Annotated in this window: 10 protein-coding genes and 1 pseudogene; 2 read left to right on the top strand and 9 right to left on the bottom strand. The window is 49.4% G+C overall.

Going from position 1 to position 12,350, the window contains the following annotated elements:
• Window positions 1-52 precede the first annotated feature (52 nt).
• Together pflA and DSM2777_RS13495 are read left to right on the top strand one after the other, a co-directional pair.
• Window positions 53-793, top strand: a pseudogene (pflA, locus tag DSM2777_RS13500) (pyruvate formate lyase 1-activating protein).
• A gap of 552 nt (window positions 794-1,345) precedes the next feature.
• On the top strand, window positions 1,346-1,801 hold the full coding sequence (locus DSM2777_RS13495) for a PTS sugar transporter subunit IIA (RefSeq protein WP_046457980.1): 456 nt from the start codon (window positions 1,346-1,348) through the stop codon (window positions 1,799-1,801).
• Between the two features lie 77 nt (window positions 1,802-1,878).
• On the opposite strand, the gene DSM2777_RS13490 is transcribed toward DSM2777_RS13495, so the two are convergent.
• From DSM2777_RS13490 to lolA, 9 genes are all read right to left on the bottom strand, one after another.
• Window positions 1,879-3,018, bottom strand: a complete 1,140-nt coding sequence (locus DSM2777_RS13490) for an MFS transporter (protein WP_046457981.1) — start codon at window positions 3,016-3,018, stop codon at window positions 1,879-1,881.
• A 116-nt stretch (window positions 3,019-3,134) separates the two neighbouring features.
• A complete protein-coding gene (napF, locus tag DSM2777_RS13485; RefSeq protein ID WP_061554219.1) occupies window positions 3,135-3,722 on the bottom strand; it encodes a ferredoxin-type protein NapF in 588 nt (195 codons plus the stop codon).
• The gene (gene dmsD / locus DSM2777_RS13480; RefSeq protein WP_061554218.1) at window positions 3,722-4,336 is read right to left on the bottom strand and encodes a Tat proofreading chaperone DmsD; all 615 of its coding nucleotides are present in this window, start codon (window positions 4,334-4,336) and stop codon (window positions 3,722-3,724) included. Before dmsD ends, napF begins: the two co-directional genes overlap by 1 nt.
• A gap of 112 nt (window positions 4,337-4,448) precedes the next feature.
• Complete coding sequence (locus DSM2777_RS13475; RefSeq protein ID WP_061554217.1) at window positions 4,449-5,309, bottom strand: dimethyl sulfoxide reductase anchor subunit family protein; 861 nt, start codon at window positions 5,307-5,309, stop codon at window positions 4,449-4,451.
• 1 nt (window position 5,310) lies between these two features.
• Window positions 5,311-5,931 carry a DMSO/selenate family reductase complex B subunit gene (locus DSM2777_RS13470; protein ID WP_025800953.1) on the bottom strand — a complete coding sequence of 207 codons (621 nt, stop codon included), beginning with the start codon at window positions 5,929-5,931 and terminating at the stop codon, window positions 5,311-5,313.
• A 10-nt stretch (window positions 5,932-5,941) separates the two neighbouring features.
• Complete coding sequence (dmsA, locus tag DSM2777_RS13465; protein ID WP_061554216.1) at window positions 5,942-8,386, bottom strand: dimethylsulfoxide reductase subunit A; 2,445 nt, start codon at window positions 8,384-8,386, stop codon at window positions 5,942-5,944.
• 481 nt (window positions 8,387-8,867) lie between these two features.
• Window positions 8,868-10,160: a serine--tRNA ligase gene (gene serS / locus DSM2777_RS13460; RefSeq protein WP_046457986.1), complete on the bottom strand. Its 1,293-nt coding sequence runs from the start codon at window positions 10,158-10,160 to the stop codon at window positions 8,868-8,870.
• A 108-nt stretch (window positions 10,161-10,268) separates the two neighbouring features.
• Window positions 10,269-11,612: a replication-associated recombination protein A gene (locus DSM2777_RS13455; RefSeq protein WP_025800950.1), complete on the bottom strand. Its 1,344-nt coding sequence runs from the start codon at window positions 11,610-11,612 to the stop codon at window positions 10,269-10,271.
• Between the two features lie 30 nt (window positions 11,613-11,642).
• Window positions 11,643-12,254 (bottom strand): outer membrane lipoprotein periplasmic chaperone LolA, encoded by a 612-nt coding sequence (gene lolA / locus DSM2777_RS13450; RefSeq protein WP_061554215.1) that lies wholly within the window; start codon window positions 12,252-12,254, stop codon window positions 11,643-11,645.
• Between the last annotated feature and the right edge of the window lie 96 nt (window positions 12,255-12,350).

The raw sequence follows: 12,350 nt of genomic DNA, 5'->3' as shown, positions 1-12,350 counted from the left end.
CATTGCCTTTTTAGACTGCTATTGATCAGTCAATTTTGGAGAAAACCCCGCAATGTCACTCAAAGGTCGCATCCACTCTTTTGAATCCTGCGGTACCGTAGATGGCCCAGGTATCCGCTTTATCACCTTCTTCCAAGGCTGCCTTATGCGCTGCCTGTATTGCCATAACCGAGATACTTGGGATACACATGGCGGTACTGAGATTACCGTTGAAGATTTGATGAAGGACGTCGTGACCTATCGTCACTTCATGAATGCTTCAGGCGGCGGCGTAACCGCATCCGGCGGTGAAGCTGTCCTTTAGGCTGAGTTTGTGCGTGACTGGTTCCGTGCGTGCAAAGAAGAAGGCATTCATACCTGTTTAGACACTAACGGCTTTGTACGTCGCTATGACCCAGTCATTGACGAACTGCTCGACGTTACCGATCTCGTCATGCTAGATCTCAAACAGATGAACGATGATATTCACCAGAATCTGGTAGGGGTTTCAAATCATCGCACGCTGGAATTTGCTCGCTATTTGGCAAAGCGTAACCAAAAGACGTGGATCCGATATGTGGTTGTGCCAGGTTGGTCAGATGATGATGCTTCTGCCCACTTGCTAGGCGACTTCACGAAAGACACGAAGAATGTTGAGAAGATCGAACTCTTGCCTTACCACGAGCTAGGTAAACACAAATGGGAAGCCATGGGTGAGGAATACAAATTAGGTGGTGTAAAACCACCTACTCACGAAACCATGGAACGCGTAAAAAACATTCTCGAAAGTTATGGGCATAAAGTCATGTATTAATGATTTATGTCTTTTGGGCTGGTAAAAATACCAGCCCAAATAATTATTCCGTCCGTGATAATTTCTTTTGGTTTTCAGCCGAAATACTCCCTCCCCTCCTTCATATTGATATTTATTATTATTTGAAATATCCCCCACTGAATATAATTACGAAGAAATAAGCACAAACCGCCTTAGTAGTCATTTTTTATGAATATTTAACATTCAGAATTTTATACTACCCAATAAGCGCCTGACTAAATTATTTTCCTAATATTCCTAACAGAATTTAAGTAATGTGATGAGATGGGGTGGATTATTAGACTTTCTTCTAAGCAGTGACTTCCCTGATTTGCCCCGATACACTGCCCATACACCCGCAAACGATAGGTCTTAAATGATAGGCTTTTAATTTCAGTCTATTGCGGAGTTGTGAATACTTTTTTTCATACTGACTTGTGCCTGCACATTGCTGCAAACACCAGAGGTGGATGAATCAAATAAACACTATGGATAGCCTTTATTTAATTTTTCAGGCGCCCCATTTACAGGTGCAATGTTACCGGAGGTTTTATGTCAATTGATGCAATTCTCGACCAACGCTGGCAGTACTGCCACCAGCCACTGAGCTGGCGCCACGCGATCCATTTAGCCTGCCAACCGCTGATTAGCGAAAGCAAGGTGAATGCAAGCTACCCGCTGCATATCATCGATGCGCTTAAACAGGATAAACAGGATTTCGTGGTTAGCGAAGGTGTATTACTGGTGTTTGCCCAGCCTGAAAACGGGGTAATCAGTAAACGCGGAGAAGCATCAGTGCTGAAGTGCGATAAACCGGTTATGCTGCAAAATGGCAGTGAAGTTAGCCTGATTATCGTGCTCTCTGCGGGAACGCAAGCCGAGATGAACACGCTGCACCAGCAAATTGAAGGTTGGTTAGAGATGAATAACTGCCGTGAGCATCTGATGCAAGCAACCAGCCAGAATATGCTGGGCTCTCGCATCCAAGCTGGAAGCCGCATGCACTAATTGCAGGCCTACAGTACAGATACAAAAAACGCCCATCTCGGGCGTTTTTTTATGGTTTGTTTATGGCTACTAAAAACTCATGCAGCAGGCAGTGCATGATGATGATCGGTCTTTTTCATCAGCATCAGTAGATACACCAACGCGATCCCCGCAATCATCAAAAACAGTACGTTATCAGAGTATTGCTGCATCAACGCGGCAACCGTCGCCGGGCCAGCAAGGCTCCCAATCGTATAGCTCATCAGTAAAGCCTGATTCATCGCGACTAATTCATGCGCAGCCGCAGTTTCACATGCCCAAGACATAGCCACCGGATACAGCGTGAATCCCGCACATCCCAGCGTAAATAAAGCTGGCACAATGCCGTAGTTGCCCAGCATTGCCATGCTGCCGAGAATGACCAAACTCACCTGCACGCGCAGGACCGCCAAACGCCCAAAGCGATCGGCTAAGCGACCAACCGGCCATTGCCCCATGATGCCAGCGCTGACCAGCAATGCCATCCAAAGCCCGACATTCGCATCGCTCATACCTTTATGGGCCAGATATAACGGTAACAGACCATATAAAGAACCCAGTACCGCACCTGAAATAATACAGCCGTGAATACCTAGGCGTGCGCTACGACGACGCAACATCGCCCACATCGGTACCGAGGTATGTGCTTCTGGCCGAGTAAAACGCGCAAACAGCAGCGGCAGCATAGCCAATACCATCAGCGACGTTGCCCATGGCAGCACCTGCAATACCGCGGTCGGCACAGCGCCCAGCATCAGTTGCCCCAGCACGGTGCCCAAATAGTAAACCGTCATGTAAGCAGCCAGCAGTTGGCTACGATTCGCGTTCGTTCCACTACGCAGTAATGCGCTTTCAACAATCACCCACACCATCGCACAGCCAACGCCCGCAAGGAAACGCAGGGCCAGCCAGCTCCAGATATCGGTTGAAAAGCTCAGTGCAGCGGTCGAAATAGCAAAAATAGCACAGGCATAATGATAGCTTCGGTTAAATCCTGAATGCATGATTACTGAACCAGCAACCAGCGTCCCTACCAGATTCCCCATAAAATATGAGGAACTCACCAGACCGACTTGCCAAGTCGGTAACTGCTCATGGCTCAGCCACAATGGAACTAAAGTATTTAAAACCGCCATAGCAACGGTCAGCAGCAGGAGCCCGCAGAGCAATAAAAGCACTGGGCGAGAGTATGAAAACATGTGAATTTAAAACCGAACCGCATTGAGAAGTGGCGGCATCATGCCACTGGTGAATTAAAAGTCAATCGCCCATAGATTAGACATAGCACGATTTGTTAATACTTAGGCGGAGAAATTTATTTTTCTGACAAACTGGCTAATTTTGGACTTCCTGCTACCAGCAAAATATGTCCATGATAACAGGCCGTTTTACACTGGCCGCAGCCGTCACAGCGGGCCTCGTCAAAGCTTGGCTGGTCGGCTTCGTCAAACTTTATCGCCTGTGAAGGACACGCACGAACACACAAACGGCAGTCATCATTTCCTCGCCCAATGCAGCCTTTGGCGACAACTGGCCTTAATGCCGTATCTGAAGGAATTAACGGAGACAGCGCTCCCGTTTTGCACGCCGCAGTACAATAGTTGCACTTAGCGGTATCACAGGATGAAAAATCAATCTGTACGGCCGCCGCACCATCTTTAATTTCAATTAAGCCGTAGGGACATGCACCCACGCACTCCCCACATGCTGTACATAATGCCAGAAAAAGACTTTCCGCTACCGCCTGCGGCGGCCGACCCACAGCGCGTTGCACCGTTTCTTGTGCAACCTGCAACTGAGCCTGTTTACCGGCCCCTAGCAAGCCACGGAAAAGCCCGCGGCGGCTAACGGTACGATGAGACATCCAAGCGCGGTAGTAGTCTTGATCCTTTTGCTCACTCATTAGCGATAAAGCTCACACGCGGCAGGCATAATCGCTAACTGTTGCTGCCAACTTGCCAAAGTTAACATCGCAAGCTCTGCTAACCCTTGATAAAACGGATGTTGAGCGTCCTGTATCATGAGCGTCAAATAGCGTGAGCTCCATGGCAACAGGTGAACAGATAAAAACTCGCCGAGCGCCTGAGGCTGTGTCTCAGCAAGCCATGCAGCCATCATCAGCATTAAACCAAACTGATCTTCCGGCTCCTTTTGCTCGCTCTGCCCTTCAATATGATGCTGGCGCATCCACTGACGTAGCGCCAGCGTTGAATCACCAAAGAGAACGCTCTCTTTATCCAGATAAACCGAGCCCCAAGGGGGAGCCGGTAGCGCATGTGGCCCGATAAACAAACGCTGGTACGCATCTTCCAGAGATTCATTCGTCGCAGTCGTCAACTGAGCCATACATTCCGTTAACTGTACTTCCGAGCCATACGGCCATTCACTACACCATTCAGATGAAGTAAAGATTTCCACCAGCGGCGTACAGGCTTCACTTTCTGGGGAGTAATAAAAAAGCGCCCCTAGCGAGCGGGCCGAAATGGCAATATCTTGAAGCTGTTGTGGTTGTAGCATGAGGATACCAAATCAATTTTGTCGCGATGCGAATAACAGTGCTAATAACATAGCCGATGTGAGTTGACGGATAGTGGGGCTCGATCTGAGCCCCACTCCGCGATAATCGCATTTATCCTGCGATTGCCATACCCACGGTCATATGTAAACCGTAGAACATGCCGCGACCAATCAGCTCACCGGCGACAACCAGTAAGAAACCAATCACCAGCCAGGCAACAGATGGGGCTCTGCCTTTGATCATTGGGCAAATCCAGCAGCCTAGTCCAAGCACTAGCAGCGCCAAACGCCATGCCAGCAACGCACCAAACGATGGAATAAGCGCAGAAGCCTGTTGGACTGAGCTATGAATCTCAGCCAAGCCAAAACCCTGCATCGCTACAGAGGCAACGCTGATAAGCACTGCCAACACGCTAACAACGGGCAAAATACGCATTGCACAGCCGCACACTCCGGCAGCTCTCAGCAGCAAGAAGCCCAGCAATGGCCCACCGATAAACATCGTCAGTACGAAGCCCAGCGTGGTGTAGCCGTTATGCCACGTAGGTACGGTATCGATCTGGTACACACGGCACATGGCGTAAACAAATAACAGGCCTAACACCATGGTCACAGCAAGCCAAAGCTTACCCAGCGCTGCAGGCATTTTGTTTAATACCGCCAAAAGCCAGTAGATACCGCCAACGGCAAAAAATACCGAGCCACTGGCAATTTCGTTACTCAGAGCGGATTCACCGATACGATTAAGCGAATTGAACGCCCTCATTGGCGAGCCCAAATGCATCACCGAGGCGATAAAGCCGATCCCCATCAGTACCCAGAGAAAAAACATACTCAGATGAACGCGTCGCGTGCGATCGTTATCTAAACGTCCAGATATTAATGCCAGCGCCAGCACAATGAAGCCACCGACAACACACTGCCCTAAGACCGTAAAAATCATTAACGGCCATTCATGCCATCCCATACCCATCTCAGACCTCCTTCGGATTTGCCAGATAACCGGTGGTATCTCCGACCGGACGGCTGTTGGCGTTAGGTTTTAATACGATATTCGGCTTCGTAAAGTGCGCAGCTGGAAGCGGCGCAATTTCAGCTAAATCACCGTATTTGGCACGTAGCTCCTCGATAGGCGCTAAGTCCAGCGCACGCAGCGGGCAAGACTCAACGCAGATCGGTTTTTTACCGGCTTCTACTCGCTCGTAGCAGCCATCACACTTGGTCATATGCCCTTTCTCCTCATTGTATTGAGGAGCGCCATACGGACAGGCCATATGGCAATAACGACAACCGATGCACACTTCTTCGTTGACGACCACAAAGCCATCTTTCTCGCGCTTATGCATCGCACCGCTTGGACACACCTTGGTACAAGCCGGATCGCTACAGTGGTTACACGAAATTGACAGGTAATAAGCAAACACGTTTTGGTGATAAACACCGTTATCCTCTTGCCAATCACCACCGGCATATTCATAAATGCGGCGGAAACTCACATCAGGCGTTAAATTTTTAAAATCTTTGCAGGCCAGCTCGCAGGTTTTGCAGCCGGTGCAACGACTAGAGTCGATATAAAAGCCGTATTGCGTTGTCATCAGCTACTCCTTATGCCTTGGTGACTTGAACAAGATTCGAATGTGACGGATTCCCTTTCGCCAGCGGCGATGGGCGCTGGGTAGTCAGCACGTTGATTGAGCCTGCATGATCGACGCGGTTTGCGTCAGGGCTATACCATGCCCCCTCACCCAGTGCGACAACGCCCGGCATCATGCGAGGTGTCACCTTAGCGTTGATACGAACTTCACCGCGATCGTTGAAAATACGCACGATATCGCCGTTGGTGATGCCGCGTTTTTTCGCATCCATCGGGTTAATCCACATCTCTTGACGACATGCGGCTTTCAACAGATCAACGTTGCCATAGGTAGAATGCGCACGCGCTTTGTAGTGGAACCCCGTCAGTTGCAGAGGGAATTTCTCAACCATCGGATCTTCATAGCTTTCAAAACCGGCGCTGTAGATTGGCAGAGGATCGATAACATCATCCTTGGCTAATTCCCATGTCGCCGCCTTTTCAGCCAATTGCGCAGAGTAAATCTCGATTTTGCCTGATGGTGTGGTTAACGGATTAGCAGCCGGATCTTCACGGAACGCTTTGTAGGCCACATGGTGCCCTTCAGGATCGCGCTGCTTATAGATTCCTTGTTGACGGAACTCTTCAAACGACGGCAGGCCCGGCATGGCTTGCTGAGACTGTTTGTACAGATGACGTAGCCACTCTTCCTGATTGCGTCCTTCGGTGAACTGCGCCTCCACGCCCATGCGCTTCGCCAATTCACTGGTCATCTCGTAAATGTTTTTGCATTCAAAACGAGGCTTAATCACCTGATCGGCAAAAATAACGTATGACATGTTGCCCGCAGACGCATCCAAGCAAAAATCTATCTGCTCTGATGCCGTACAGTCTGGCAATAAAATATCGGCATACTTCGCCGAGGCGGTCATGTGGTTATCGATCACCACAATCATTTCGCACTGCTTATCGTCTTGCAGAATTTCATGCGTGCGGTTGATTTCAGAGTGCTGGTTTACCAAGCAGTTGCCTGCGTAGTTCCAGATCATTTTGATCGGCACATCCAGCTTATCTTTGCCACGCACACCATCGCGTTTCGCCGTCATTTCAGGGCCGCGCACAATGGCATCGGTCCATAAGAACATAGAAATACTGGTCTGAATCGGGTTTTCAAACGTTGGCATACGCACGAAATCAAGCGAGTAGGAGCCTTCGCGCGCACCGCTATTTCCGCCGTTGATTCCGACGTTACCCGTCAGGATTGCCAGCATAGAAATAGCGCGTGAGGCTAATTCACCGTTTGAGTGGCGCTGTGGCCCCCAGCCTTGTGAGATATACGCAGGTTTTGCGGCACCGATTTCACGACCGAGTTTAATAATTTTATCGGCTGGAATGCCGGTGATCGCTGAAGCCCACGCAGGCGTTTTAGCAATGCCATCGGCACCTTCACCTAGGATGTAGGCTTTGTAGTGACCGTTGGCTGGCGCACCGGCTGGCATGGTTTTTTCATCATAGCCAACGCAATATTTATCGAGGAATGGCTGATCAACTAAATCTTCTTTGATCATCACATAGGCTAGCGCCGAGGCCAACGCCGCATCAGTGCCTGGACGAATCGGTACCCACTCATCTTCACGGCCAGCGCCCGTATCGTTATAACGTGGATCGATGATGATCATCCGCGCATCAGATTTCTGACGCGCCTGTTCCAGATAGTAAGTCACCCCGCCGCCGCTCATTCGCGTTTCGCCAGGGTTATTACCAAACAGCACCACTAGTTTGCTGTTTTCAATATCCGACGGGCTGTTGCCATCGGCCCAACCACCGTAGGTGTAATTTAACCCTTCGGCTATTTGCGCCGTGCTGTAGTCGCCATAATGATTCAGATAGCCACCGCAGCAGTTCATCAGACGGGCAATCAGCGTTGATCCTGGTGGCCATGAGCGAGTCATGGTGCCGCCCAGCGTCCCTGTGCCATAGTTGAGGTAAATGGCTTCATTGCCATAATCTTTGATGATGTGCTGCATGCTCGCCGCGATGGTATCGAAGGCTTCTTCCCAGCTAATACGCTTGAACTTGCCTTCACCGCGTGCGCCAACGCGCTTCATCGGATATTTCAAACGGTCGGCGTTATAAACGCGACGACGCATTGATCGTCCACGCAGGCAGGCACGTACCTGATGCAGACCTTCGTAGTTATCATCACCGGTATTGTCGGTTTCAACATACTTAATTTCGCCATCCACAACGTGCATGCGTAATGGGCAACGGCTGCCGCAGTTTACGGTGCATGCGCTCCAGATAACTTTTTCATTGGTGTTAGCAGATGCTGTGTTTGATTGGGCTACTGCCTTGCGGGCAAATGGCAAAGATAATCCACCGCTTGCCGCAACTAAACCGCCAATGGCACTGGATTTTACCAGTTTGCGGCGGCTTACCTGCGCAGACAATAAGCCTGTCTCTTTCGTATTTTTCATACAATACCCACTCAGTTTGCTTTCAAAATCAAAAATGTGACCGCAAAAGCGCAGACAAAAGTCAGCGTTTTTTAGTCAGCAAAAAAGAAAGTGGCCTATTACGTAATTGAACATCCAGCGTGTGCTCAAAACACTAAGGAAAATAGTCAACTCGCAATTAATTAGAATGAAATGATATGGAATGGAAGGTCATTAAATATCAGCGTCCACTTTCTCAAATGGATAATACTTCTTTGGGAGTAACTCATATTGTTTGATGTCAATAAAGGCACGCGCAAGCAGGCCGCAAGCGGTTTATGTGATGCAATTAGCAACTTATCAAAATCAAAAACTTACGATTGAGAATAGCTATCAGTCAACTTAAATACTTTTAAACTGAATTAATACAGCCGCAACAATATTAAAAATAGGATCTGAATTTATATTTGAGTTTATAAATGAAAAAAGCGCCCGTAGGCGCTTTTATTAAACATATTAGGAATTAACCAATATATTCTAAACCGTTCATATACGGACGCAGAACTTCTGGTACCTGAATGCGACCATCAGCTTGCTGATAGTTTTCTAATACAGCAACCAGAGTACGACCCACAGCTAAACCAGAACCGTTCAGTGTATGCACCAAACGTGGTTTTTTGTCGGTCTTGTTACGGCAGCGAGCCTGCATACGACGTGCTTGGAAGTCCCACATGTTTGAACATGAAGAGATTTCGCGGTAAGTGTTCTGCGCAGGAACCCAAACTTCCAAATCGTAGGTTTTGCTTGAGCCAAAGCCCATATCACCGGTGCACAACAGCACTTTGCGGTATGGCAGATTCAGCAGCTGCAACACTTTCTCGGCGTGACCAGTCAGTTCTTCCAGAGCATCCATTGAATCTTCTGGGCGAACAATCTGAACCAGCTCAACTTTATCAAACTGGTGCATACGGATCAGACCGCGTGTATCACGACCATAAGAACCCGCTTCAGAGCGGAAACATGGCGTATGTGCAGTCATTTTCAGCGGCAGAGATTCTTCTTCCAGAATTTCGCCACGCACCAAGTTGGTAACGGGAACTTCTGCCGTTGGGATCAGCGCATAGCTGCTGGAATCGGCTTCTTCTTCCAGTGGGCGCGTGTGGAACAGATCGCCACCGAATTTAGGCAACTGACCCGTACCGTACAGCGTGTCATGGTTAACCAAGTAAGGAACGTAAGTTTCGAGGTAACCATGCTGTTCGGTGTGCAGATCAAGCATGAACTGAGCCAATGCACGGTGCATACGCGCCATTTGGCCTTTCATCACCACGAAACGCGCACCGGTCAATTTAACTGCGGCAGCAAAATCCAGCCCGCCAGTCATTTCGCCCAGAGTCACGTGATCGCGAACTTCGAAATCATACTGACGAGGCTCGCCCCAGCGGCTAACTTCCAGATTGTCGTTTTCGTCTCTACCTACCGGCACAGAATCATCTGGCATGTTAGGAATGGACAACGCCAAATCGCGGATATCATTTAGCAACTGATCCAGCTCGGACTTGGCCGCATCCAGCTTTTCGCCCAATTCGTTGACTTCAAGACGCAGTGGCTCAATATCTTCCCCACGCGCTTTAGCCGCACCGATGGATTTGGATCGCGAGTTACGCTCTGCTTGCAGGCTTTCAGTTTCAACTTGCAGCACTTTGCGGCGTTCTTCCTGCTGACGCAAAGTGTCAACATCCAGTTTAAAGCCTCGACGAGCCAGCTTTTCGGCGACTGCGTCTAGCTCATTACGCAGTAGATTGGGATCTAGCATGCTAATCCTGTGATTATATTGAGGGAGTTATAATGAGCAATACATTGAGCACAAGGCGCTCAATGTAAAGCGTATTTTATCAGGGATAACCTTACCGCAATGGGAATATTAGCGGTAGCGTTTTGTCGGGCTATTTTGATCCTGCTCAGCCAACCATGCCAGTTTTTCACCAATTTTGCCCTCTAAACCACGGTTAGTAGGCACATAATATCGGGTTTGTGACATTTCAGGCGGGAAGTACACTTCACCCGCAGCGTAAGCATTGGTTTCATCATGCGCATAACGATACTCAGCCCCCAGCCCCATTTCCTTCATGAGTTTGGTTGGTGCATTACGCAAATGATCGGGAACATCATAGTCAGGACGCTCTTTGGCATCACGCACCGCGGCTTTAAACGCGGTATATACGGCGTTACTTTTCGGTGCACAGGCTAAGTAGACAATGGCTTGTGCAATCGCACGCTCGCCTTCTGCAGGCCCTACACGGGTAAAACAGTCCCATGCTGAAATCGCAACCTGCATGCCGCGCGGGTCGGCGTTGCCCACATCTTCTGAGGCAATCGCCAGCAAACGTCGTGCAACGTAAAGCGGATCGCCACCGGCGGTGATAATACGCGCATACCAGTACAACGCGGCATCCGGTGACGAGCCACGCACTGATTTATGCAGCGCCGAAATCAGGTCGTAAAAACGATCGCCTTTATTATCAAAACGCGCGCTGCGCTCACCTGACACTTCCTTCAGCAGATTGGCAGTTAAAACACGATGACCGCTGGCGTCCACTTCCGCCATATCCGCCATCATTTCTAACGTATTCAACGCTCGGCGGGCATCGCCACCCACCAGCTCGGCGATCATATCTCGCGTGTCATCAGGCAAAACAATATTTTGTCCGCCGTATCCGCGATCTTTATCGGCCATCGCTTGATTGAGCACTTCAACGATATCTTCGCTGGTTAGCGCCTTGAGCAGGTAGACTCTGGCGCGTGAAAGCAACGCAGAATTGAGCTCAAATGAAGGGTTTTCCGTAGTAGCACCAATGAACGTAATGGTGCCGTCTTCGATGTGCGGAAGGAAAGCGTCTTGCTGACTTTTGTTAAAGCGGTGAACTTCATCTACGAATAGGATGGTTCGGCGGCCCGCATCACGATTATTACGCGCTCGTTCAATCGCTTCGCGGATCTCTTTGATCCCAGAAGTGACTGCCGAAATACGCTCAACGTCGGCGTTGCCATAGCGACCAATCAGCTCAGCCAGCGTGGTTTTCCCTGTCCCTGGCGGCCCCCACAAAATCATTGAATGCAGATGTCCGGCCTCAATCGCACGCGGCAGAGGCTTGCCCTCAGCCAGCAAATGACGCTGTCCGATATACTGCTTCAATGTTTCTGGCCGCATACGCGCGGCCAGTGGTTGAAATTCATTCTGCGAGAAGTCGAGGGACAGATTACTCACTGGCTTTTCCCATTCATCTATTTTGTTTGGCTATTGGCGTTGATCGTCCACCGTCACGCCTTTAGGCGGTGTGAACTGGAATTTGCTGGCATCAACCACGCCGCTTTGCTGGCTTTTCAGTTTATAAGCGCTGCTTTGCCCGTCTTGTTCAACGGCGGTAAAGCTATTGATGGTGCCCGTTGGCGATACGCTAATCGTAAATTTCTTCAGATTATTTTTCTGGCTTTTCGGCGTCAGATCAAACGTATCACCGGTTTGTTTCACATTGTACTGATTCCACTCTTTCGCATCGTTACGTGTAATCAGCATAAATGGCGTATTGCTGGTCGCGCTATCTAGCCAAGTCGCGGTTACCTGCTCAACGAACGGGTTATAGAACCACAGAGTTTTGCCATCGGACACTAAAACGCTTTCATCGGGAGAGGTCATGTGCCAGTTGAACAGGTTAGGACGTTTGACCCATAATTCACCTTCACCCTGCTGTACCGCAGCGCCGTCGGCCGTTGTTACGGTTTGAGTAAAGCTTGAATGGAAACTGTTGACCTTATTCAGGCGAGTCTGCAAATCGCTGCTTGGCGTCGCCAGCGCGGCGGTCGATGCAAAACCAGTCATTAAACAGCACGCTAATAACAGCTTTTTCATTATTTTCTACACCTTTTGTCGGTCATGGTTAGCTGCAAAAACAGATAACCTCGGCTGATTTTTATCATCTGGTCAACGGCACGCTAGCCGCTACAC

It is taken from the genome of Obesumbacterium proteus, from assembly GCF_001586165.1.
Taxonomy (GTDB): Bacteria; Pseudomonadota; Gammaproteobacteria; order Enterobacterales; family Enterobacteriaceae; genus Hafnia; species Hafnia protea.
This window is presented reverse-complemented; position numbering and strand designations above follow the sequence as displayed.